The 23,666-nt window shown below is 71.2% G+C and carries 18 protein-coding genes; all 18 read left to right on the forward strand.

Annotated features, from left to right (window positions below; all coding sequences use genetic code 11):
* The gene (locus tag G4Z16_RS20120) at positions 1–672 is read left to right on the forward strand and encodes a hypothetical protein (protein ID WP_197352109.1); all 672 of its coding nucleotides are present in this window, start codon (positions 1–3) and stop codon (positions 670–672) included.
* Entirely contained in the window at positions 669–1,370 is a 702-nt protein-coding gene (locus G4Z16_RS20125) for a CIS tube protein (RefSeq protein WP_197352110.1), read from the forward strand. Before G4Z16_RS20120 ends, G4Z16_RS20125 begins: the two co-directional genes overlap by 4 nt.
* An 8-nt stretch (positions 1,371–1,378) precedes the next feature.
* Positions 1,379–1,771, forward strand: coding sequence for a LysM peptidoglycan-binding domain-containing protein (locus G4Z16_RS20130; RefSeq protein WP_197352111.1), 393 nt, complete (start codon positions 1,379–1,381; stop codon positions 1,769–1,771).
* Positions 1,764–2,903, forward strand: coding sequence for a hypothetical protein (locus G4Z16_RS20135; protein ID WP_197352112.1), 1,140 nt, complete (start codon positions 1,764–1,766; stop codon positions 2,901–2,903). The genes G4Z16_RS20130 and G4Z16_RS20135 overlap by 8 nt, the downstream gene beginning before the upstream one ends.
* 45 nt (positions 2,904–2,948) lie before the next feature.
* Positions 2,949–3,476: a phage baseplate assembly protein V gene (locus G4Z16_RS20140; RefSeq protein WP_197352113.1), complete on the forward strand. Its 528-nt coding sequence runs from the start codon at positions 2,949–2,951 to the stop codon at positions 3,474–3,476.
* A gap of 86 nt (positions 3,477–3,562) precedes the next feature.
* Entirely contained in the window at positions 3,563–3,919 is a 357-nt protein-coding gene (locus G4Z16_RS20145) for a hypothetical protein (protein WP_197352114.1), read from the forward strand.
* Positions 3,916–4,305 carry a GPW/gp25 family protein gene (locus G4Z16_RS20150; protein ID WP_197352115.1) on the forward strand — a complete coding sequence of 130 codons (390 nt, stop codon included), beginning with the start codon at positions 3,916–3,918 and terminating at the stop codon, positions 4,303–4,305. The genes G4Z16_RS20145 and G4Z16_RS20150 overlap by 4 nt, the downstream gene beginning before the upstream one ends.
* Before the next feature lie 17 nt (positions 4,306–4,322).
* The gene (locus tag G4Z16_RS20155; RefSeq protein ID WP_197354779.1) at positions 4,323–7,565 is read left to right on the forward strand and encodes a putative baseplate assembly protein; all 3,243 of its coding nucleotides are present in this window, start codon (positions 4,323–4,325) and stop codon (positions 7,563–7,565) included.
* A 3,875-nt stretch (positions 7,566–11,440) separates the two neighbouring features.
* Positions 11,441–13,603: a hypothetical protein gene (locus G4Z16_RS20165; RefSeq protein WP_197352116.1), complete on the forward strand. Its 2,163-nt coding sequence runs from the start codon at positions 11,441–11,443 to the stop codon at positions 13,601–13,603.
* Between the two features lie 122 nt (positions 13,604–13,725).
* Entirely contained in the window at positions 13,726–15,285 is a 1,560-nt protein-coding gene (locus G4Z16_RS20170; RefSeq protein ID WP_197352117.1) for a DUF6519 domain-containing protein, read from the forward strand.
* Between the two features lie 109 nt (positions 15,286–15,394).
* Positions 15,395–16,315: a peptidoglycan-binding protein gene (locus tag G4Z16_RS20175; protein ID WP_197352118.1), complete on the forward strand. Its 921-nt coding sequence runs from the start codon at positions 15,395–15,397 to the stop codon at positions 16,313–16,315.
* A 677-nt stretch (positions 16,316–16,992) separates the two neighbouring features.
* A complete protein-coding gene (locus G4Z16_RS20180) occupies positions 16,993–17,634 on the forward strand; it encodes an HNH endonuclease family protein (RefSeq protein WP_197352119.1) in 642 nt (213 codons plus the stop codon).
* Between the two features lie 358 nt (positions 17,635–17,992).
* Complete coding sequence (locus G4Z16_RS20185; RefSeq protein ID WP_197352120.1) at positions 17,993–19,489, forward strand: FG-GAP repeat protein; 1,497 nt, start codon at positions 17,993–17,995, stop codon at positions 19,487–19,489.
* 137 nt (positions 19,490–19,626) lie between these two features.
* Positions 19,627–20,121 carry a hypothetical protein gene (locus G4Z16_RS20190; RefSeq protein WP_197352121.1) on the forward strand — a complete coding sequence of 165 codons (495 nt, stop codon included), beginning with the start codon at positions 19,627–19,629 and terminating at the stop codon, positions 20,119–20,121.
* A complete protein-coding gene (locus tag G4Z16_RS20195; RefSeq protein ID WP_197352122.1) occupies positions 20,118–20,501 on the forward strand; it encodes a hypothetical protein in 384 nt (127 codons plus the stop codon). Before G4Z16_RS20190 ends, G4Z16_RS20195 begins: the two co-directional genes overlap by 4 nt.
* 140 nt (positions 20,502–20,641) lie before the next feature.
* Positions 20,642–21,349: a DUF899 family protein gene (locus G4Z16_RS20200; protein ID WP_197352123.1), complete on the forward strand. Its 708-nt coding sequence runs from the start codon at positions 20,642–20,644 to the stop codon at positions 21,347–21,349.
* Between the two features lie 41 nt (positions 21,350–21,390).
* A complete protein-coding gene (locus tag G4Z16_RS20205) occupies positions 21,391–22,248 on the forward strand; it encodes a GNAT family N-acetyltransferase (RefSeq protein WP_197352124.1) in 858 nt (285 codons plus the stop codon).
* Positions 22,249–22,749: 501 nt separating this feature from the next.
* Entirely contained in the window at positions 22,750–23,664 is a 915-nt protein-coding gene (locus tag G4Z16_RS20210; RefSeq protein WP_197352125.1) for an AurF N-oxygenase family protein, read from the forward strand.
* Positions 23,665–23,666: the final 2 nt, after the last annotated feature.

Here is a 23,666-nt window from a genome sequence, read left to right on the forward strand (position 1 = left end):
ATGGCGAACTTGAGCGCATGGGACCAGGAGTGGCTCCGAGTTCAGCGTGAACTGCGGGAGAGCGTGGGAGTAGAAGTCATCAATGAGGTCAACGAGCCCGCCTTCGCGGAGAATTCGCATAACGAAGCTGCAGACTTAAGGGACGAGGCGTCAGTTGATTCCTCCCTCTATCGGAAATCTGTCAGGATTACCAAGATCGGGAGTCAGTGGCAGACGGTGGAGCCATATCCATTCGTCACGGGCGAGTTCTACCTCACCCCCCTTACAGATGTTGTATGGAGAGATCCGCCCGATTTCACTTCCCTCTTCTACACGGAGAGAGAGGAACGTGTCGGAAAGGATCTCCGTGTCATCGATGCTTGCCCCTTCACCGGGGCTGGTTCCTTCTCCGCTATCAGATTGAGGTCAAGTGGGGGAAATCCTGAGCTCTGGTTCTCCGACCATCGCCGAGGCCTATGGAGAATGGAACTCGACTACACCACATACATGGATCTCCTTCGCCTCACCAAGGGCGTGTTCGGCTGGCAACACCTGTTCACCCGGGCTCCGCTGGGGCATGACGAATTCCAGACGACCGTGAAATGGATCACCCGCATGTTAGATGCTCTGCCACGGCTCTTCCCTGATTACGACTACTCACCTCTTCAGGAGCGTCTGGAGGCCCGGCTGTGAGCTACGCGGACATACCCCGCCCCATCCGCTCCGGCATCGTCATCCTCGACCCGGAGCGCGGCACACCGCAGCGCGTCATCGTGCTGCAGTTCAATCCGGACACCCTGGAGCGGTCGCTGCAACCGCAGTCCGCCGGCGGTGACAGCGAAGGGCAGGGCGGGGGCGACAAGAACGAGGCCCTGCGCCTCAAAGGTCCGGCCCAGGAGTCGTGGAAGTTCACGGCCGAGTTGGACTCCACCGACCAGCTGGAGGTGGCCTCACCGAACGGCATCCACCCTCAACTGGCCGCGCTGGAAATGCTGGTGCACCCCACCACGGCGCAGATCCGGGAGAACAGCAGGCTGTCGAAGAAGGGCGCGATCGAGATCAGCCCGATTGAAAAGCCGTTGACGCTGTTCACCTGGGGCAGCAAGCGCGTGATGCCGGTGCGGCTGACGGAACTGTCCGTCAACGAGTCCGCGTTCGACGTGAATCTCAACCCCATGCGGGCAGCGCTGAGCATCGGGATGAAGGTGCTGTCGGTCAGCGATCTGCCGGCCGGGCACCGCGGCGCGGAGCTGTACATGGCGCACCTTGCGCAGAAGGAGCGCCTCGCCGGCATCGCACCCGGCATCGGCATCGGCGCGCTGGGCCTGGGCGGTGCGGGCGGTCTGGGCGGCGGCACAACGTTCACCGCGAGCGGTACGAGCAGGGGCTAGGGGGAACCATGGCAGGGATCGAGCCGTACGAGAGCGCGCTGGACCGGATACCGGGCGCGCACCCGTATCCGAGCGACAGCCGGTACCACGACGCGGAGATCGGCGTGCACCGCATGCCCGACGGCACCGAAGTCCGGTACACGAAGCGGCGGTTACTGCCGCCTCTGCCGACCCAGGAGACGGACGGCGACGACCTCGCCACGCACACGGTCAGCGCGGGGGAGCGGCCCGACCTCCTCGCCCAGCGCTACTTCGGCGATCCGGGCCAGTGGTGGCGCATCGCCGACGCCAACCCGGTCTTCGATCCTGCCGAGTTGACGGACGAGCCAGGCCAGGAGATAGACATCCCCGTCCCGGGTGGCTTCCCGGGAACCGGCGGAAGCGGGGCGCCGCGTGTCTGAACAGCCCGTCGGCCGCGGTCCCGTCCATCTGGGACTGCTGATGGGGCCGAAGCTGACGAAGCCCGTACCGCCGGAGGTGACCGAGGCGCTGCTGTCGGCGCAGATCACCATGACGTCGGGTGAACGCAGCGGTTTCCAGATGGCATTCGACCTGACGAAGGGCGGCGCCATCATTCAACGGCTGCTGCCCGAGGGGTTCTTCAGCCCCCGCACGCGCGTCATCGTCACCGTCACCGTGAAGGGCACTCCCACGGTGCTGCTGGACGGCCTGATCGTGCGGCACGAGGTCGGCGCGAGCAACCAGCCCGGCCACTCCACGCTGACCGTCACCGGCGAGGACCTCACGCTGCTGATGGACCTGGAGGAGCGCACCGACCGCTTCCCCAACCTCGCCCCGTCGCAGCGCGTCGCCCGCATCCTCGGCAACTACGCCGACTACGGCATCGAACCGCGCATCATCCGCGAGCAGATACCGCAGCAGCCGCGCCAGGAGCTGCGCGTCGACTACCAGACCGGCACGGACCTCGCGTACGTCAACGACCTTGCCCGCGCCAACGGTTACACCTTCTACCTCGATCCCGGCCCCCGTCCTGGCCGCTCCACCGCGTATTGGGGCCCCGAACAGCGGCTCGGACAGAGGCAGCACGCGCTGAGCGTCAACATGGACACCGGATCCACCGTCGAGCAGCTGACGTTCGCCTACGACGGCACCGCACGCGAGGAGCCGCAGGCCCGCGTGCAGGACCCGCGCAACCGGGAGTCGCGCCTGCTGCCGCAGCGGCCCATCGATCCGCTGCGTCCGCCGCTCGGGCTGCAGCCGACGCCGGCGCTGAAGCGCAAGACCCTCGCCGGCACCGCGAAGAAGGACCCCGCGCAGGCGGAGGCCGAGGCGCTGGCCCGCGCCGCGACGTCCGCCGACGCGATCTCCGGCTCGGGCCAGCTGGACGTCACCCGGCACGGATACGTGCTGCGCCCCCGCGAACTCGTGGGCGTGCGCGGCGCGGGATGTACGTATGACGGCGACTACTACGTCAAGAGCGTCACCCACCACCTCAAGCCCGGTTCGTTCAGGCAGAACTTCACCCTCTCCCGCGAGGGCCTCATCGCCCGGAGCGACCGCGTCCGTCCTTAGCCGCCGACCCGCCCACGAAGCCACGAAGCTCAAGGAGCCCGCCGCATGGCACCCGCACAGAACAACCGCTTCCTCGGCAAGTACCGAGGCAGGGTCGTCGACAACGAGGACCCGCTGCGCATCGGCCGGATCACCGCGCAGGTGCCGGACGTGCTCGGGGACGAGGCGTCGACGTGGGCGCTGCCGTGCCTGCCGTTCACGGGCACGGCGGCGGGCCAGTTCGTGCTGCCGCAGGTGGGCGCGGGCGTGTGGGTGGAGTTCGAGCAGGGCGACCCCAGCTTCCCCATCTGGACGGGCTGTTGGTACGGCGAGGCGGCGGAACTGCCGGTGGACGTCGTCAAGGAGCTGCCGGGCAGCCACCCGGTCGTCATCGAGACCGAGGGCAAACACAAGATCGTCATGTCGGACGTGCCGGGCGGCACGGGGATTCTGCTGAAGGCGCCGGGCGGTGCGTATGTGCAGATCGACGAGAAGGGCGTCGTCATCAACAGCGGCCACGGAGCGTCCATTTCGGTCTCCGGCCGCGACGTGGACATCAACGAGGGCGGACTGACCGTACGGCGGGACGGCTGAGGGCGCGGCGCACAACCGGCCGACACAGCAACGCCGTTGAGAGCTGCCAGAACGCCGTCGAGAGAAAACCAGGGGGAGTAAACACCGTGTCCGACAACGCGGGGACCGTCTCGAGTCCCCTCACCACCGCAAGCGCGCTGCGCTGCCCGCACGGCGGCACCGTACGACCCGCGCAAGGTGCGGCGGGGCCCGTGCGCATCGCCGGTGTGCCCGTCGCGAGGGCGGGTGACGCCTTCGTCGTCACCGGCTGCCCGCACATCTCCGGCGGCCGGCCCCGCCCCTGCCTCACCGTCCGGTTCAGCCCCGGCAGCGGCGCCCGGCCCCTCTCCGGCGGGCGTCCGCTGCTGCTGAACACCACGGCCGCACAGTGCTTCTCCGCCGACCTCACGCCGCAGGGTCCGCCCGTTGTCGGCGCCGCACAGCAGGGAGTGAGCTGCCGATGAGTACGCGCAAGCCGCGCACCGACATCGCCTTCCCGTTCCGCATCGACCGCAGGGGCCGCACCGCGCACGCCCCGTACGACGAGCATGTGCGGGACCTGATCGAGCAGTTGCTGTTCACCAGTCCCGGAGAGCGTGTGATGCGGCCCGACTTCGGCTGCGGACTGCTGGACCTGGCGTTCGCGCCGAACAGTCCCGAACTCGCTGCCACCGTCGAGATGTCCGTGCAGGGCGCGCTGCAGCGCTGGCTCGGAGACCTCGTCGAGGTCGAGGGCGTCGACGTCACCGGCGAGGAGGAGACGGTGCGGGTCCGGCTCCGCTACCTCATCAGGCACGGCGCGAGCGCAACCCGCCGCGACGACCTCTTCGAAGGGAGGACAGCCGCGTGAACAGCCCCCGGCAGCAGATGATCTGCCGCACCGACACTCGGCGCGGCAGGATCCGCGCCGCGCGCCTCGGCGGAGTGGACGGGGTCGAGGTCGGCGACGACGGACGCACCCTCACCGTGACCTTCCTCGGCAAGGCCCCGCACGGCATCCGGCCCGGCAACGTCCGCATCGACGGCGGGCGCCGCATCACAGGCCTGACGGCGGAGAGGGTCAGCGTCGAGCGGGAGGAGGACCCGGAGCTCGACGACCGGCTGCTGGTCGTCCTCGACCGCACGGGTGACACCTCCCGCTACCGCCTCTCCCTCGTGGAGGAGGGCCCCGGAGGACGTCCCGGCAGCGACCCCTACCCGGGATTCGACCAGCGCTACTACAGCGCCGAGTTCCGCTTCGGCACCGACTGTCCCTCCCCGTTCGACTGTGCCGACGACGGCTGGTGCTCACCTCAGGGCGCAACGGCCGGCGGCGGCAGCGCACCGGCTCCCGTCATCGACTACACGGCCCGCGACTTCGACACCCTTCGCCAAGTCGTCCTCGACCGGCTCGCGTTGACCGCTCCCGACTGGCGCGAGCGGCATCCCGCGGGCCTCGGCACCACCCTCGTGGAGCTGCTCGCCCACACCGCGGACCGGATCAGCTACCAGCAGGACGCCGTAGCCACCGAGGCCTACCTGGACACTGCGCGGCGCCGCGTGTCCGTACGCAGGCACGTGCGGCTCATCGACTATCCGATGCACGACGGCTGCAACGCGCGGGCCTTCGTCACGCTGGAGGTGGCCGAGCCCCTCGTCCTGCACCCCGGGAGCTACCGCTTCGCCGCGATCGACTTCCGTACGCCCGGACTTCACGAGCCGCCGGCTCCCGGAACCGTTCTTGACGAGGAGGAACTCGGCGGCCTCGACGAGCGCGGTGCCGCCGAGATCTTCGAGCCCCTGGATGACCGGCCCCTGCATCTGCGCCCCGCCCACAACGCCATCCGGCTGTGGACCTGGGGCGACGAGCAGTGCTTCCTGCCCAGGGGAGCCACCTCGGCGACCCTGCGCGACGAGTGGGCCGACGACGAACACACCAGCCGGACACTCCAGTTGAGGCCCGGCGACCTGCTGATCCTGGAGGAGGTACGCGGCGCCCGCACCGGCACCCCGGGGGATGCGGACCCGGCGCACCGCCAGCCCGTGCGGCTCACCTCCGTCACCGAGTCCGTCGACGAACTGATGGGCCAGCCCGTACTGGAGGTGACCTGGGCGCAGGAGGACGCGCTCGCGTTCCCGCTGGTGCTGTCCACGCTCGGCGGCCCCGACTGCGAACTCGTCACCGACGTCACCGTGGCGCGCGGCAACACCGTTCTGGCCGACCACGGCCGCTCCCTCACCTGGAACGGGACCGTTCCGGAGACCATGGTCGTGCCGCCGGAGCCGGCGGTGCTGCCGTCCTGCGAACCGGAGTCTGGCTGCGCCGACCGGCAGGCCGGCAATCCGCCCGCCCGCCTGGTCAACTCACTTCTGCGCAAGGCGGAGCACGGCCATCAGCTCACCCCGGACGGCGTGCGCGAACTGCACGCACTCCTGGGCGCCGACGCCACCGCACGCGCCGGAATCGGTCTGGAGAACGCCGGGCTCCGCGGCGTGGGGGCACCCCCGGCCGGAGGCGGCGAGCGCGTCCACCCGGCGACCGTGCACGGACAGGCCGCGGCCCTGCGTTCCCTCCTCGCGCAGTCCGTCTACCCGGGCATCGCGCCGCGCCTGCGGCCCGTGCTGGAGAATCAGCCGGTCGTGCAGGCCGTGCCGTTTCCGGAGCCGCGGCACATCGCCGACGGACAGGCGCAGCGGCTCGCCGCCATTCCGGAGGCGGTGCGGCAGCGGCTGGCCGTCCTGTGGCAATCGGCCCGCGACCGCGACGGACTCTCCGACGACGAAATCGCGGAGCTGACAGTCCTGTTCGGGCTGCGGCTGCTGGAGCGGCTCGCCCTGAGCGAGCATCCGGTCGCCGCCCTGCGGGAGTTGCTGCACCGCAGCGAGCACCACCTCGGGGCGAAGCTGCGGCGGCTGACCGTCCTCACCGCACGGGCGCGCGCCGGCACCGTGCTGGACGGACGCATCTCCTGGGAGATCGCCCGGACCTGGGGCCCCGCCTACGCGGCCGGACTGCACCCGGACGATCCCGTACTGCACGGCGCGGCTGCCGCTGCCGTGCAGGACCCGCGCTCGGCGCTCCCCGCCGTCTTCGCCGTGAGCGACGACGTCGGCGACGACGGCGGGTCAAGGGGTCGCGCACACGTGTGGCACCCGCGCCGTGACCTGCTCGAAAGCGGCCCGTACGACCGGCACTTCACCGGTGAGCTGGAGGACGACGGACGCCTCGCCCTCCGCTTCGGCGACGGCCTGTACGGAGCCGTGCCGGAACCGGGCAGCAGGCTCGCCCTCCACTACCGCACGGGCGGCGGCACCGCGGGCAACCTCGGTGCCGAGGCAATCGGCCACCTCGTCCTGCGACGTGACCCCGACGCGGTGGACGCGGACGAGCCGATGCCCGTCGCCGGAGTGCGCAACCCGCTGCCCGCCACCGGCGGTACCGCCCCCGAACCGGTCGACCAGGTACGGCAGTTGGCGCCGCTGGGCCTGAAGCGCAACCGGCTCCGCGCGGTCACCGCCGACGACTACGCGCACCTCGCGGCGCGGGTCCCCGGCGTGCAGCGCGCGGCGGCCGAGATCCGCTGGACGGGAAGCGTCTCGGAGGCACACGTCGCCATTGACGCCTACGGCTCGGACGAGCCCACCGCGGAGCTGCTGGCCGCCGTCGAGCAGGCGCTCGAGGGCAGCCGGAGGATCGGCCACGACCTGATCGTCCGCCCCGCAAGGGCCGTTCCGCTCGACATCGCCATCACCGTGTGCGCGGCCCCCGGCCACCAGCACGGGCAGATCCTCGCGGAGCTGCGCCGCGTGCTCGGCTCCCGCCCGCTGCCCGGCGGACGCGGGCTCGGCTTCTTCCACCCGGACGCCCTCACCTTCGGCGAACCGGTCAGGCTCTCCCGCCTGGTCGCCGCGGGAGCGGCGGTGGCGGGCGTGGAGAGCCTCCAAGTGACAAGGCTGCGCAGGCAGTTCCACGAGGACCGAGGAGAACTGGAGGACGGGGTGCTGCGGCTCGGACCGCTGGAAACAGCCCAGTGCGACAACGACCCGGTGCTGCCGGAGAACGGCACGCTGGAGATCACGCTCGCGGGTGGGGGCACCCCCGGCGACGCCTGGGGGAGTGACGCCCGATGAGTACAGCGTTCCGCAACACCTCACCCGGCGCGGGGAGTTCCTGCGGTTCCGGCTCCGACTGCGGCTGCGGCTGCGGGGGCCACGACGAGAACCGGGCACCGGCCGCCCTCTACAACCCTCCCGGGCGCACCGCACTGGAGCTGAGGACCGGCACCCACGGCACCTTCCTCGCCGCCATGCTCGACCGGCTGGCCTCACCGGCCTATCCGGCGCTGCGCGAGCTCACGGCGCGCACCACCGACGATCCGGCCGTCGCGTTGCTCGACGCATGGGCGGTACTCGGCGATCTGCTCACCTTCCACTCCGAACGCATCGCGGACGAGGGCTACTTGCGCACGGCGGACGAGCACCGCTCGCTCGCGATGCTGGCCCGGCTCGTCGGACACAGGCCGCGTCCCGGCGTCGCGGCGGGCACGTACCTCGCCTACACCGTCGACCGCGACCCGCGCGCCGACGGGAACGCGGATGTGCTCATCCCGCGCGGTTCCCGCAGTCACAGCGTGCCGACCGCCTCGGATGACGAGGCGCAGACGTACGAGACCGACGAGGATCTGCTCGCGCGCGCGGAGTGGAACCAGCTGAAGGTGCGCCGCCGCCGGCCCTCCCTGATCCTCCCCGGCGACCTGGACAAGCGCTCCGAGATCTACGTGGCGGGCACGGCCGAACCGCTGAAGAAGGGCGACGACCTGCTCTTCGTCTTCGGCGGCGGCAAGCACGAGCTGCTGACCGTGGCGGACACCCGCATCGACCGCGACGACGACATCACCGCGATCCGCCTCCCGGACTCCGCCCCGCCCACTCTCCACGAGCTGGTGGAACTCCTCCGGTCCTGGATCACCGTGCCCGAACCGGAGGAGCCAGGAGCCGAGGACGACGCGGACGAGGGGGACGCCGGGGACGAGGGGTCGCAGGCCGGGGGCCGACCGGTGCCCAACCCCCGTCCCGTCAGCAAGCTGATCGAGGACTTCGACGAGCAGGTACTGGCCCCGCTCCGCGAAGACCTCGAACTGCTCATCACTCCACGGGAGTTCGTGCGCCGCCTCGATCAGCCCCGCGATCGGCTGGCCGAGGCGGAGGCCCTGGCCGCGCCGTACGAGGAGCCCGCCGCCTGGTTCGCCGCGCTCGCCGCCATGTTCGGCGAACTCGCCGAGCGTGCCGCCGAATTGGGCGACGTCGGACAGCCCGCGTCTTCGTCCCCGGCATCCGGGGGCGGCACGCCGGCGCTGCGCGTGCTCGACACGCTGCTGCCGGCGTTGCGCTCGACGGGCCTTACCGCACCGCACACCGGCAGGTCCCCATCCGGTCACGGTCCGGCCGCCGGCGCCGGCCTCGCCGCCGGACTGCTGAGCGCGCTGGAACCCGCCACGGGCCGGGAGCTGTACGGCGCCTGGCAGCGGGCGAGGCCCGCGGGTGCGGACGCGCCTTCGGTGCCGGACGCGCTGCGGGAACTGCTGGCGATGCGGGTCACCGCGGCCCCGTTCGGCTCGACGGCTCCCCTCAAGCCCGTACAGGACGCGACGGGCCGCGTCGTGCAGACGACGGACTGGCCGCTGAGCGGCGCCGAACTCACCGGCATCCGGATCGAGTTCGACACGACGGGGAAGGTGCCGCAGCGCGCCGAGTTCGGCTATGCGCGCTACGACCTGTCCCGGCAGCGCACCGAGGCGCTGCCCGCCGACACCTCGTTCACGCTCGGTCCCGGCCGTGTGGAACTGCACTCGCGCACCGGCCAGGACCATGGCCTGGGCTGGCTGAACCGTCGTCCCGAGACCTCGCAGGAGCCCGGAGTCACCGTCCGGCTGCTGCCCGGTCTGCCCGAGCGCACGGTGTTCATCTCACGTCCGGGCGAAGAGGGCGCCGTCCAGGTGGCCGTGCACAACGGTGACACGGCGGGCTGGCTGCTGAAGCCCGGGGAGGAGCAGCGGACGCGTCAGGGCGACATCGAGGTCACCGCCCGCTACACCACCCGCAGCGAACCGGCGTCCGTCGAGGTCGTCCTCGCCACCGTGCCGGACCCCGAAGGCCGCAGCATCCTGCGGCTGGACGGCGTGCACGAGAGCATCGAGGTGGGCAGCCGCGTCGTCATCTCCAGGCCCCGCAAGGGCGCGGAGGGCGGAGTGCCGGGCGACCCGGATCTCAAGTTCGTCAGCACCCGCGTCACGGCCGTGCGCACCGCCTCCTACGCGGACTACGGCATCACCGGACGTGGCACGGAACTCACCCTCGCCGACCCCTGGCTCGACGAGCGGGACGTGCTGCTCTCCCACATCCGGGACACGACGGTGTACGCCGGTGGCACCGAACTACGCCTCGCCGAGGAGCCGTTGGACGACGACGTGCACGGCAACGAGATCGTCCTCGACCGGCTCTACGAGGGACTCCGCCCCGGCCGCACCATCGCCCTCAGCGGCGAGCGCAGCGACGTGCCGCACACGTCCGGAGTCCAGGCGACCGAACTCGCCGTCGTCGCCCGCGCGGAGCAGTATCTCGACCCGCGGCTGCCCGGCGACCACGTGCACACGGTCCTCACCCTGACCGGGGACCTCGAGCACCGGTACCGACGCGACACCGTCGTCGTCCAGGGCAACGTCGTCTCCGCCACCCACGGCGAGAGCCGCGAGGAGGCCATCGGCAGCGGTGACGCGGGGCGCACACACCAGACGTTCAGGCTCTGGCAGGCGCCGCTGACCTGGCTGCCGGACGCCGGCCCGCTGGGTGCGCGGCCCACCCTGGAGATCCGCGTCGACGGCCTGCTGTGGCATCCCGTCGACAGCCTCGCGGGCCGGGGCCCCACCGAGCGCGTGTACGTCACCGGCACGGCGGGCGACGGCCGTACGACCGTCACTTTCGGCGACGGCGTGCACGGCGCACGGCTGCCGTCCGGGCACGAGAACGTGCGCGCCCGCTACCGGTTCGGCACCGGCGCCGAAGCCAACGTCCCGGCCCGGCGCATCACTCAGCCCGTCACCCGCCCGCTCGGCGTCACGGGGGTCACCAACCCCGTTCGCGCCACCGGCGGCGCCGATCCCGACGGGCCCGCGCACGCCGCTCAGTCCCGCAGGCCCGGACGTCTCCCCGCGGGCCGGCGCCGCATCCCGCTCGCCGTCTCCGCGCTCGACAGGCTCGTCTCCGCGCAGGACTACGAGGACTTCGCCCGCTCCCGCGCCGGTATCGGCAGGGCAGTGGCGCGTGAAGTCACCGACGGCAGGCGGCGGTTGCTTCATCTGACCGTCGCCGGGGACGACGACATCCCGCTGGAGCCGGACTCGCGGACCCTGCGGGCCCTGCGCGCCTCGCTGGCGCGGTACGGCGACGCACGTCTCCCCGTACGCGTCGAGACCCGCGAACTCGTCGTGCTGGTCGTCGCGGCGAAGGTGAAGGTCGCCCGCGACCACTCCTGGCAGTACGTCGAACCGCGGCTGCGTCAGGCCCTCCAGGCCGAACTGGGCTTCGCGGGCCGCGACTTGGCCGTACCGGCCCGGGCCCTCCGACGCGCTTGCCGCCGCGCACACGGTGCCCGGCGTCGACTGGGTGGACCTCGACGTCTTCACCGGAATACCCGAAGGCACCCCGCCGCAGCGGATCGTGGAGCAGCTGACGCGTCCGGGCCCGCCGCGCACGGTTCCGGCCCAACCGGCCGCGTACGACGAACAGTTCCACCGCGTCACCGCGCCCGAGGGCGAAACCCTGAGCCACATCGCCGCCGAGCGGGGCGTCCCGCTGGAGGAACTGCTGCGGCTCAACCCCGACATCACCGACACCCGGCCGCTGGAGCGCGGCCGCTCCGTGTGCGTCTTCCGCGGCATCCGTGCGGCCCAGTTCGTGCTGCTGCCCCAGAAGACCGCCGACTCGCTCGTCCTGACGGAGGCCGACCAGTGACCAGGCAGCCGAACCACCTCGCAGACCTGCTCCCGCAGTGGCACCGTCTGCGGGACGCCGAGCAGGGGGAGCCGCTGCGCGCCCTGCTCGCCGTCATCGCGGAACAGTCCGACCGGATACGCACCCAGGTCGAGCAGGGCTACGACGACTGGTTCGTCGAGACCGCCGCCGAGTGGGCTCTGCCGTACCTCGGTGACCTCGTCGGGCACCGCCCGCTCCCCGGATACGAGCGGGTTCTCGCCTCCGGCAGCCCGGACGCGACGGCGGACGCCTCGCGCCGCCGCCTCGCCGAAGTCCTCTCGCCCCGGCGGGACGTCGCCGCCACCGTCGCCAACCGGCGCCGCAAGGGCACCCTTCCGCTGCTGGAGGAACTCGCGGAAAGCGTCGCCGGCTGGCCCTCGCGGGCCGTCGAGCTCTCCCGCGGGCTCGCCCACCACCAGCCCGTGCGGCTCTACGGCGCGGCCACACCGACCGCCGATGTGCGCAGGGCAGGCCGCGGCAGACTCGCCGACCTGCGCGACAGCTCTCAACTCGACCTCGCCGCAGGGCCGTTCGGCACCCTTGCCCGTACAGCCGACGTCCGGCGCGCGGACTCCCGTCGCCGGCAGGGCGGCCACACCCCGGCGGGCGTCGGCCTGTACGTGTGGCGGCTGAGCCCGTACTCCGTCACCCGGGCACCCGCGTACTGCATCGACCGGGCCCGCAACCTGTACACCTTCTCCGTCCTCGGAAACGACACCCCGCTCGTGACGAAGCCCGAACCCGAGCCGCACGCCGCGCACATCGCCACGGCGGACAACCTGCCCGATGCCATCGGGCGCCGCCGGCTCTCCGAGCGCCTCGCGGACTACTACGGGCCCGGCAAGAGCTTCACCGTCTGGCGGGACGGACAGGACGAGCCGGTGCCGATGGAGGACATCGTCGTCGCGGACCTGAGCGACTGGCGCTACCGTCCGCGGCGCGGCCAGATCGCCGTCGACCCGGAGCTGGGCCGCATGGCCTTCGGCTCCCGTTCGGCGCCCCGGCAGGGTGTGTGGGTCACCTACCACTACGCGTTCTCCGAGGAGATGGGCGGCGGCGAATACGTCCGCGACCGCCCGCGGACTCCGGGCGCGACCGTCTACCGGGTCGGTCCCGGCGAGGCGCACGAGCGGATCATGGACGCGTACGCCCAGTGGCGCGAGGACCGCGCGGGCGGCCGCTGCCCGGGCGAGGGCATCATCGAACTCGCCCACAGCGGGACCTGGCAGGAGCAGCTCGACTTCGACCTGGAAGCCGGAGACCGCCTCCAGGTCCGTGCCGCCGAGGGCACCCGCCCCGTCGTCCGGCTCCTGGACTGGTACAGCAACCGGCCGGACGCGCTCAACATCCGTGCGTCCGAGGGGGATTGCGCACCCGGCGAGGAGCCGCGGGCCGTTCTCGACGGACTGCTGATCACCGGCCGCGGCATCCACGTGAGCGGGCCGGTCGGCGCGCTCGTGCTGCGGCACTGCACCCTCGTACCGGGCTGGAGCCTGGAGGAGGACTGCGGTCCGCACTCCCCGCAGGAACCCAGCCTCGTCCTCGAATCCACCACGGCCTGTGTGGAGGTCGACCGCAGCATCCTCGGCACCATCGAGGTCATCGGCGACGAGGTCGGCACCGACCCGCTGCCGCTGCATCTGCGCGACAGCATCCTCGACGCCACGGGCCACCACCGGGAGGCCCTCTCCGCGCCCGACTGCCGGCACGCGCACGCCGTCCTCCACGCCCACCGCACCACCGTCATCGGCGAAGTGCACACGCACGCCGTGCGGATCGCGGAGAACAGCATCTTCACCGGCGAAGTCGACGTGGCACGCAAGCAGTTGGGCTGCATGCGCTTCAGCTACGTCCCGCACGGGTCACGCACACCGCGCCGGTTCCGCTGCGTCCCCGACCGGGAACGCCCGGAGACCCGGATGGTGCGGCCCGTCTTCACCAGCGAGCGCTACGGCACACCCGCCTACGCACAGCTGGCCGCGGGCTGCCCCGACGCCGTCGGACGCGGCGCCGACGACGGCGGCGAACTCGGCGCCTTCCACGACCTGTACCAGCCGCAGCGCACGGACGGCCTCCGGGCACGTCTCGCCGAATACACCCCGGCCGGCACGGACGCCGGGATCTTCTTCGTCACGTGAACCACCCGAACGGACGGTCCCGGCAAGCCCGTTGACCGGAACCGACCGAGCCCGGCCCGCCAGCTTCCGTACGCACGCACAGCCCGCACCGCCTGCGGGCACATCCGAGGGGGATTCCTTCCATGCACGCAGATCTGTCCCGCAGCACCTTCCGGCCGCAGCGGCACTACTCCGCCGTCCTGGCCCAGCAGGGCCGCGTCCAGCTGGACGCCGACGCCAACGAACAGGCCGCCATCCAGCTGCACCACAGCCGCACCACCGCCGCCGACCTGATCGGGCAGCACGGCGGGCCCACCGGCGCGGCGGGATTCGCCATCCAGTTCGTGGGGAGCAGCGGCGAGCTGGACGACCTGGAGATCGGTGCCGGCCGGTACTACGTCGACGGCATCCTGTGCGAAGCGGGAGGGCCGGTCCCGGGTGTCCCCGTGCCGGACGACAAGGACACCGACGGCAACGGCGACGACGGAACCGACGCCGGCAAGGAGCCGCAGCAGCCTGGGAGTTGGACCTACTGGGACCAGCCCGACGCCCACCTCGACCCGGAGCGCCCGGGCGACCGGCTGCCCGCACGGTTCCCCTACCTGGCCTATCTGAAGGTGTGGGAGCGCGCCGTCACCGCGGCGGAGGATCCCTACCTGAGGGAGACGGCCCTCGGCGCCGCCACCACCGACACGGCCGCCCGGCGCAAGGTGATCTGGCAGGTGCGGGCGCTCCCGGGCGACGCGCTCGACCTGGAGGACGACAAGCCCGGCAAGGACGCCGTCCGCGAGGCGTTCACCAAGTGGACGCAGGCGAGCGACAGTTCGGTGCGGAAGCTGGCGGCCCGCAGCGATCGCCCCGACGGCGCCGACGACGACCCCTGCCTCGTGCGGCCCGACGCCCGCTACCGCGGCCCGGAGAACCAGCTGTACCGCGTGGAGATCCACCAGGGCGGCGACGCGAAGACGGCCGGGTTCAAGTGGTCCCGCGAGAACGGCTCCGTCACGTTCCCCGTCGACGAACTCGACGGGACCTGGGCCTCGTTGGGCACCCTCGGCGACGACAAGGCACTCGGCCTGGACGTCGGCGACCTCGTCGAGTTCACCGACACCGCCACCTCCGACCGGCTCGACGCGACCCCTCTGCTGCGCATCGAGGAGGTCGACCTGCCCGGCCGGCAGGTGCGGCTGTCCGCCGAGCCCGAGACGTACCGGCCCGGCAAGAGCCCGTTCCTGCGCCGGTGGGACCACCGCGCCCCCGGCCACGGCCAGGGCGGACGGCATGGCGACGAGGGCCGGCTGCGCGAGGGCGCACTCCCGGTCGAGGAGGGCCGCTGGCTGGCCCTGGAGGACGGCGTCGAGGTCTACTTCGCCAAGGGCGGCACATACCGGACGGGCGACTACTGGCTGATCCCCGCCCGTACGGCGAACGGCGAGGTCGAATGGCCCGTGGACACCGCCCGCCGTCCGCTGCTCCAGGACCCGGCGGGAATCGCCGTCCACTACGCGCCGCTCGCGTGGGTGATGGGAGAGCGAGCCGCCTCCGACCTCCGGTTCGTCTTCAAGCCCCTGGCCTCCGCGGTTCCCGCAGCGAGCGAGGAGGAGCTGGCGCTGGAGGCGCTGGCCGCGGAGGAGGAGAGCCGCGCCCAGCAGAGCGCCGAGGACGACGCGGCACCGCTGTACCCGGGGACCGGCGGCGAATGAGCGGGCCCGGCGCAGCGCGGAAGAGCACCACGGTGAGAGCGAGCAGACACGCAACGGAACGTGAGGACGGGACGCGTCCAGGACGCATCCACAAAAGGGGGAGACCGCGATGGCGAAACCACTGAGCGCGGACCGGCTCGTGAAGGCGCTCAAGGACGAGGGCCTCACGGTCCACGAGGTCCGCAACTGGCGGCGCCACAACCGCAATTCGAAGGGCGCCTGGGGCCCGCTGAACGGCGTGATGATCCATCACACCGTCACCTCGGGCACCGAGGGCAGCGTCCGGCTGTGCTACGACGGCCGCTCCGGCCTGCCGGGGCCGCTGTGCCACGGCGTCATCGACAAGCACGGGGAGGTCTGGCTCGTCGGCAACGGCCGCGCCAACCACGCCGGCCTCGGCGACGGCGACGTCCTGAACGCGGTCATCAACGAGCGGAAGCTCCCGCACGACAACGAGGCCGACACCGACGGCAACGCCCGCTTCTACGGCTTCGAGTGCATCAACCTCGGCAACGGGAAGGACCCGTGGCCCAAGAATCAACTGGAGGCCATCACGCGCGTCTCGGCAGCCATCTGCCGGGCGCACGACTGGAACGAGCGCTCCGTCATCGGCCACAAGGAATGGCAGCCCGGCAAGGTCGACCCGCGCGGCTTCACGATGGACAGCATGCGAAGCCGCATCGCCGCCCGGCTGAAGAAGAAGCCCAGCGACGGCGGCAAGGTCGGTGGCGGCGGCACCGGTGGAGGCGGCGGTGGCGGTGGGGGCGGCGGCAGCAAGCCCGCCCACGAGCCGTTCCCCGGCAGCGACTTCTTCCGCGAGGGACGCGAGAGCCGCATCATCACGGCGATGGGCAAGCGCCTGGTGGCGGAAGGCTGTTCCGAGTACAAGGTCGGCCCGGGCCCTCATTGGACGGACGTCGACCGCCGCTCGTACGCCGCGTGGCAGCGCAAGCTCGGCTACCGCGGCAAGGACGCGGACGGCATTCCCGGCCCGGAGAGCTGGAAGAAGCTGAAGGTTCCCAACGTCTGAGCGGAGCACCCAGGAGGGCCGCCCCGGTGCAGTTGCCGCGGCCCGGACACGCACGTGAGCCCCCGTAAGCCCGCCGCCTGACCACAGGCGGCGGGCTTACGCGTGGGCGCGTTGCCAGCAATGGGGAGCGCCCGCCCGGGGTGAACTCGCCCGCCGGCGACAGGCGTTGGGGCGCACGGGTCACCGCAGAGGACAGGTGCGGTTGCTGAACCCGGTGGCCTCGGGCCCCGCGTTCACCGTCGTGCACAACGACGCGCACACCTCGACTGCTCACCGTCTCGGACGGTCCGAGCCCAACGCCGGTGACGCGCCCGCTCCCGTACTTCGGCTGGGTCCGTCCGCCCCAAGGCCAACTCCCGGCGTCCCGGGGCGACTCCGGCGGGCCACGCCACCCCCCCGTCCGGCAGGACAGGAGCCGTGCGTCCCGTCGACGCCACGCCCCACACTCCCGCCTCCCGGCAGTGAGGACCCGGACCCGGACTCGGACCCAGGGCTGCGCGGGCCCGGCAGCCTGACCGCCGCCCCCGCCGCAGCTCAGCGGCCCAACTACGCGCGGACGCATGCCCATTGGCGGGTTGTCACGGAAATTTCACCGCGCCAGGTCTATCCGCATAGACCGCTCAGTATCACGATAATCACACCGCTCCACCCCCCAACACACATGGGAGCCAACAAGCATGCGCACCCACATACGCCGCGGCGTCCTCGCCGCGCTCATAGCCGCCGGCACGACCGCGGTCACTCTGCTCGGCACCACCCCCGCCCACGCCGCACTGCCGACCCCCATCGCGGCATCCACCGCCCGCTCCTACCTCTCCTCGATGCCCGCCACGACCGAGCACTCCCGTGACGGCTACAGTCGCGACCTCTTCCCGCACTGGATCAACATCAGCGGCAACTGCAACACCCGGGAGACGGTCCTCAAGCGCGACGGCAGCGGCGTCGTCACCGACGGGTCCTGCGCCGCCACCAGCGGCAGCTGGTACTCGCCGTACGACGGCGCCACCTGGACCGCGTCATCCGACGTCGACATCGACCACCTCATCCCGCTCGCCGAGGCATGGGACTCCGGCGCCCACAACTGGTCGACGTCCAAGCGGCAGGACCTTGCCAACGACCTCACGAGGCCGCAGCTCCTCGCCGTCACCGACAACGTCAACCAGTCGAAGGGGGACCAGGACCCCGGCACCTGGTGGCCCTCCCGCACCGCCTACCAGTGCACCTACGCCCGCGCCTGGGTGCAGGTGAAGCACTACTACGGACTCACGGTCGACTCCGCGGAGAAGAGCGCCCTCTCCTCGGTCCTCAACGGCTGCTGATTCCACGAAGCCCGCTTGCCGCACGGTCCTTGTGACCGAAGGGTGGGACCCGTCGACCGGGTCCCACCCTTCGTTGTTCGTCGCCGGACCGAGGCCCTCGGCGGCCGCATCGGTGCGCAGCCCGACGGAACGAGCTCCTCGCGCGCTCCGCGTCGCGCCGCCACCGCGGGCGCGACTCCCGTACAACCCTGGACGTACTTCGGATGTCTCCTAAGTGACTGCAATAGGGGTATCTTGCGCCGGCCCCGTGCTCCGGCTCCCCGCCGGGGACCGGCCGCGCATCGCTCTCCCGCCACGCGCATTCCACGAGGCCGAGCGGGACGCCGTAGGCAATGTAGGAGACCAAGGAGGTCCTCCTGTGCGTCACATCAGAAGCGCGGCCCTCACGGCCGCGGCACTCCTCACTCTCGGCGGCGGCGCCCTGTTCGCCGCCCCCGCCGCACAGGCGGCCGTGCCGTTCCCGTCCATCGGCTGGCAGCAGCACAACTGCGACTACGACGGCAACGGTTTCGACGACGTGCTGACCGGTGCCCCGGGCGCGACGGTGGGCGGTGCCTCGGGTGCCGGCTACGTCACCGTCCAGTACAGCTCGTCCAGCGGTCTCAGCACGACGAAGAAGACCGTCCTCAACCAGAACACCTCCGGTGTCCCGGGCGGTGCCGAGGCCGGCGACGGCTTCGGACGGGCCGTGGCCTCCGGCGACCTGGACAACGACGGCTACGACGACGCGATCGTCGGCATCCCCGGCGAGGACCTGGCAGGGCTGTCCGACGCGGGCGGTGCCACCGTGTTCTGGGGTTCGTCCACCGGACTGCACGGATCCGACAGCACCTGGCTCGAGAACCCCGAACAGCCGCGCGCCGGCGCGAACTTCGGAAGGGCCATCGAAGCGGCCCGCTACTTCGCCCCCGATCCGGCGGACCCGGACGCCAATCTGCGGGACAGCATCGCCGTCCTGGAGAACGACACCCTGCTGTTCTTCACGAACCCACCCGGGGCCACCCAGTTGAAGCTGGCGGACAAGGGTGTCCAGGCCCTGGACATCGCCCCGGCGGAGTCCGGCCTGGCCCTGCGGAGCCTCAGCCACGGCAACTACAACGAGGACTCCTGGGCGGACCTGGCGATCTCAGGTGTGACCACCGGAGACCAGCCGGGCGTCGGCGCCACCCAGGTGCTGCACGGCGCACCGGACGTCGAGGAACTGGGCGACGGCGGCACGTTCGAGGGCGGGCCCGCGGCGACCTCCGGCGACTTCAACCATGACGGCCAGGACGACCTGGCCATCGGCGACACCGGCTCCGGCTCGTCCCTCGGCGGATCCGTTTCGGTCTACCTGGGACAGGGCGATCTCTCGGGCCTCGGCCCGGAGCCGTCCCAGACATGGACGCAGGACTCACCGGGCGTGCCCGGCAAGGCAGAGGCCGGCGACCGGTGGGGTGCCGAGATGTCCGCCGGTGACACCAACGGCGACGGCCGCCCCGACCTCGCCGTCGGCGCACCCGGGGAGGACATCGGCTCCACCTCGGACGCGGGTGCGGTCTGGACACTGCGCGGCGGAACCGGCGGTCTCACCGCGACCGGTGCACGCAGCTTCGACCAGAACCACTCCGACATCCCGGGCGTCGCGGAGGCCTCCGACCGCTGGGGCGGACAGGTGCGCCTCATCGACGCCAACAGCGACGGCCTCTTCGGACTGCTGGCGTCGGCACCGGGCGAGAACACGAACGACGGCTTCGTATGGGTCCTCCCCGCGTCGTCGTCGGGCCTGGTCGCCAACGGCACGTGGACGTACGACGGGGCACGCCTCGGCGGCACGGCGGCCGACGCGCAGTACGGGGCGGCGATCGACGAGTAGGGACAGCCGTAAGGAAGACAGGGGGCGGGGGTCTGCGGTCCACACCGCGGGCCCCCGGCCGCTCGGTTGTCGGTGGCGTACTCAGATGAGTACGACTACTCATGTCGGAACTGCCCCCGCGTGAGCATCATCGGAGCATGCGAAAGCAAGCACATGGAATGCACGTGCTGGTCGCCGGTGTTCTGGTCGCCGCCGTACCGGTGGCCACCTGGGGACTGATGGGACAGGACGACGCGCAGGGCCTGCCGCCGTCCCAACTCGACCATGCCTACGAGCCCCTGGCGATCCCCGCCGGTGTGCAGACCGCACTGGGCATCGGCGCTCTGCTGCTGGCAGCAGCCGCCCTGGTGCTGCTGGTGCGCGCCTGGCGCCGCGGGACCTTCGATCGGCGCTGGTGGCAGGTGCTGGGTCCGCTGATGGTGGCGGGCCTGATCGTCGGCGCGGGGTGGCGGGTGCTCACCGCCGGGGTGGTCGGCGCCAACATCGGAGCCGGTCTCGTCGTCCTGTTCGGCGCCCCGGTCGTGGTGGCGCTGGCGCTGTGGGCGGCGGGCCGCGGCGTCTGGCTGGCGCTGCACCGGAGCGACCGCGGTCCGGGGGCCGGGGTCGGGGCCCCGTCAGGCTCGCCGTCATGATGAGTAACGCCGCGAGCCCCGAGGATGCCCCGTCCACATCCGGCATCCGAGGACTGCGCGTCACCGCAGGGATCGCCCTCGTCCTGCTGCCCGTCATCTTCATGCTGTCCTACGGCCTGGTTCTCGATGACGCTCTGAAGGGGGAGCCGACGGTTCTCTTCAACGTCAGCGCCTGCTTGCTCGCCGGCTCCGGGCTGCTCGGCCTCGCCGTGCTGCTTCTGCCCGCGCGAACGGTGAGCAGGCCCGCGCGTACCGCCCTCCTCGTCGGCCAGTGCGGGTTGATGCGGTGGCGTTGGCCCTTGCCGCCGTTGCGTGACGCGTCTGCCCTGCCCTGCCCTGAGCCTGGCCGGCGAGCCATGCGCCCGAGGCCGGCCAGGTAGCGCACCGACGGACCTCGGTTGATCCACCGGAGTGCACTGACCAGGACCCCGTCGCTCGCTGCCCGGCCCGCCCCGCGCGCAGACATACGGTGATGGGCCGGAGCAGACGGCCACCGAACAACAGCCAGCCAGGGGCAGCGATGCGTCAAACCAACCTCACCGATGAGTCGGACGAATACGTCCGCGCCCGCGAGGAGTTGCAGCAAGCCGAGATCGAGCTGATGCGTCAGCGTGAACGCGTGGCCGAGCAGCGCCGCCGGCTGCCGCCGGGCCCCGTCCTCGACGACTACGTGTTCGAAGAGGGCCCCGCTGATCTGCAGGCCGGTGACTCGCCGACGCAGACCGTGCGCCTCAGCGAACTCTTCACCGGGCCCGGGCGCGACCTGGTCGTCTACCAGTTCATGTTCGGCAAGAAGAACACCGAGCCGTGCCCCATGTGCACGATGTGGCTCGACGGGCTCAACGGGGTGGCCCGCCACATCACGCAGAACGCCGACCTCGCGGTCGTCGCCGCGGCCGGCCTGCCCGCGCTCCGGGCGTACGCCCGGGACCGGAACTGGACGAATCTGCGTCTGCTCAGCGCCGGCTCGAACACGTTCAAGTACGACCTGGGCGGCGAGGACGCCGAGGGCGACCAGGACTCGACGATCTCGGTGTTCACCCGCGAATCGGGGTCTCCCGGCACCGAAGGTGCAGGGGAAGGGAGCGTGCGCCACTTCTACTCGGTGCACCCCCGGATGTCCGAGGACATCGACCAGCGAGGCATCGACCTGTACAGCCCCGTGTGGCACGTCCTCGACCTCACCCGCAAGGGCCGGGGCGAGTGGAGCGCCGGACTCGACTACTAGGGCGACAGGTGCCCGGCCGAGAAAGAGGAAAAAGGGGCAACGTGGACTTCGTACTGCGCCCGGGACAGCCGGCCGACGCCGCCGAGTGCGGACGAATCTGCTTCGAGGCCTTCTCCGGCATCGCCCGGAAGCACGCGTTCCTGCCGGACGTGCCCAGCGCCGAAGTGGGTGCCAAGGTCACGGAAATGGCCCTGAACCACCCGGGGTTCTACAGCGTCGTCGCCGAGCTCGACGGGCGGATCGTGGGAAGCAACTTCCTCGACGAACGCTCCGCCATCGCCGGGGTCGGGCCCCTGACCATCGACCCCGACGTGCAGAACCAGGGCCTCGGCCGCTTGCTGATGCGGGACGTCATGGACCGCTCCGCCGAGCGCCGGGTCCCGGGCATGCGCCTCGTGCAGACCACCTACAACACCGGGTCCTTCGCGCTCTACGCGAGCCTCGGATTCGAGTTCCGCGAAACCCTCGCCTGCCTGCAGGGGCCGCCGATCCTCGGGACGATCGCAGGCAGAACCGTCCGCGAGGCGACGGACGCCGATCTCCCACGGTGCAACGACGTGTGCCGGCGGGTCCACGGGTTCGACCGCGGAGGCGAGTTGGCCGACGCGATCAAGCACGGCACCGCCCGCGTCGTCGAACACGGGGGCCGCATCACCGGGTACGCCGCGGACGTGGCGTTCTTCGATCATTCCGTGGGCGAGGAAACCTCGGACATCCAAGCCCTCATCGCAGGGGCTCCCGCCTTCGGCGGCCCAGGAATCCTCGTCCCCGCGAGCAACAGCCGGCTCCTCCAGTGGTGCCTGACCAACGGGTTGAGGGTGACGCAGCTGATGAGCCTGATGACCACCGGCTTCTACAGCGTGCCCGCCGGAGCGTTCCTCCCCGCGATCCACTACTGACAGCCGGTCTGCCGTCCGTGCCGGCCGGTTCGACCAGGAGTCTGCCCTGCGATCCAGTGAAGCCTCAGTCCCCGGCAGTCTCGGCTGAACCGTGACACGGCGACGCTCGCGCTGCTGTCGTTCGCGATGCTGATCGTCTCGCTGGACTGGTACATCGTCGTCGTGGCGCTGCCCGACATCGCACGCGATCTCGGCTACTCGGCGCCACGCTGTACGTAGCTGCGACCCGGTGCCCCACGGCACCGGTGACGGGACCAACTCCCGTACCGCGGCAGTGGCGTCGCTGCTGAGGGGGCGGTTGAGGGGCGTCTGATGCCCCCGGCGTTCCGCAGGACCCGACAGCGCGGGCAGCACCTGTCGGCGCGGGACGACCCTGGCGGGTTACGCGGGGGTAGGCAGACGACCGCTCTTGCTATACGGTCTGTCAATAAGAGGCTGTTACCGGTAGTAATAGCAGTAGAGGATGAGGAACTTCACGGACCCGACTCGAGGAGTCCCAGCATGACCGCCAGCATCCCGCGACAGGAGACCACGAGCCGCACGCCCGAGGACGACATCGCGCGGCGGCTGCTCGACTCGTCCGCGCAACTCTCCTACGACCCGCTCACCGAGGTCGACTGGGAGACCCCGCTGGACAAGGACTTCCACGGGGCCAGCCCGGAATGGAGCACCCTCTACGGCACCGCGTACTGGAACGAACTGACCGACGCGCAGCGCAAGGCGCTGACCCGGCAGGAGGCCGCGTCAGTGGCCAGCACCGGTATCTGGTTCGAGATGATCCTTCAGCAGATGATGCTGCGGGACATGTACGCAAAGGACCCGACCGAGGACGCCTTCCAGTGGGCGCTCACCGAGATCGCCGACGAGTGCCGCCACTCGATCATGTTCGCCCGCGGCGCGAAGAAGCTCCGGGCGCCGGCCTACCGCCCGCACCGGGTGGCGATCGAACTCGGCCGCTTCTTCAAGACCGTCGCGTTCGGTGAGGCTGCGTACGGGGCGATCCTTGTCGCCGAGGAGGTCCTCGACGTCATGCAGCGCGACTGGATGCGCGACGAACGGGTCGTGCCGTTCGTCCGCACCATCAACAACATCCATGTCGTCGAGGAATCACGGCACATGAAGTTCGCCCGCGACGAGACGCGCAGGCACCTCGCGCGCGCCGGACGGGTGCGCCGTCACATTCACTCTCTCCTGATCTCCGTGGCTGCCTACGTCATCGTGACCAGCATGGTGAACCGGAAGGTGTATGCCAACGCCGGACTGGACGAGGCGCGCGCCCTGCGCGAGGCGAAGGCCAACGAGCACCACAAGTCGATGATGCGCTCAAGCTGTTCGGGCCTGATGGAGTTCCTGACGTCGGTCGGGCTGCTCACCAAGCCCGCGCTGTTCTTCTACAAGCGCGCCAACCTGATCTGACG

The organism is Streptomyces bathyalis (genome assembly GCF_015910445.1).
GTDB classification, from domain to species: domain Bacteria; phylum Actinomycetota; class Actinomycetes; order Streptomycetales; family Streptomycetaceae; genus Streptomyces; species Streptomyces bathyalis.

What these genes read in the sequence shown, in the direction of transcription:
- G4Z16_RS20175 (WP_197352118.1), top strand. Translation starts at nt 15,395, where the DNA reads ATGGCGAAACCACTGAGCGCGGACCGGCTCGTGAAGGCGCTCAAGGAC.
- G4Z16_RS20170 (WP_197352117.1), top strand. Translation starts at nt 13,726, where the DNA reads ATGCACGCAGATCTGTCCCGCAGCACCTTCCGGCCGCAGCGGCACTAC.
- G4Z16_RS20190 (WP_197352121.1), top strand. Translation starts at nt 19,627, where the DNA reads ATGCGAAAGCAAGCACATGGAATGCACGTGCTGGTCGCCGGTGTTCTG.
- G4Z16_RS20155 (WP_197354779.1), top strand. Translation starts at nt 4,323, where the DNA reads ATGATCTGCCGCACCGACACTCGGCGCGGCAGGATCCGCGCCGCGCGC.
- G4Z16_RS20200 (WP_197352123.1), top strand. Translation starts at nt 20,642, where the DNA reads ATGCGTCAAACCAACCTCACCGATGAGTCGGACGAATACGTCCGCGCC.
- G4Z16_RS20150 (WP_197352115.1), top strand. Translation starts at nt 3,916, where the DNA reads ATGAGTACGCGCAAGCCGCGCACCGACATCGCCTTCCCGTTCCGCATC.
- G4Z16_RS20140 (WP_197352113.1), top strand. Translation starts at nt 2,949, where the DNA reads ATGGCACCCGCACAGAACAACCGCTTCCTCGGCAAGTACCGAGGCAGG.
- G4Z16_RS20130 (WP_197352111.1), top strand. Translation starts at nt 1,379, where the DNA reads ATGGCAGGGATCGAGCCGTACGAGAGCGCGCTGGACCGGATACCGGGC.
- G4Z16_RS20120 (WP_197352109.1), top strand. Translation starts at nt 1, where the DNA reads ATGGCGAACTTGAGCGCATGGGACCAGGAGTGGCTCCGAGTTCAGCGT.
- G4Z16_RS20195 (WP_197352122.1), top strand. Translation starts at nt 20,118, where the DNA reads ATGATGAGTAACGCCGCGAGCCCCGAGGATGCCCCGTCCACATCCGGC.
- G4Z16_RS20210 (WP_197352125.1), top strand. Translation starts at nt 22,750, where the DNA reads ATGACCGCCAGCATCCCGCGACAGGAGACCACGAGCCGCACGCCCGAG.
- G4Z16_RS20180 (WP_197352119.1), top strand. Translation starts at nt 16,993, where the DNA reads ATGCGCACCCACATACGCCGCGGCGTCCTCGCCGCGCTCATAGCCGCC.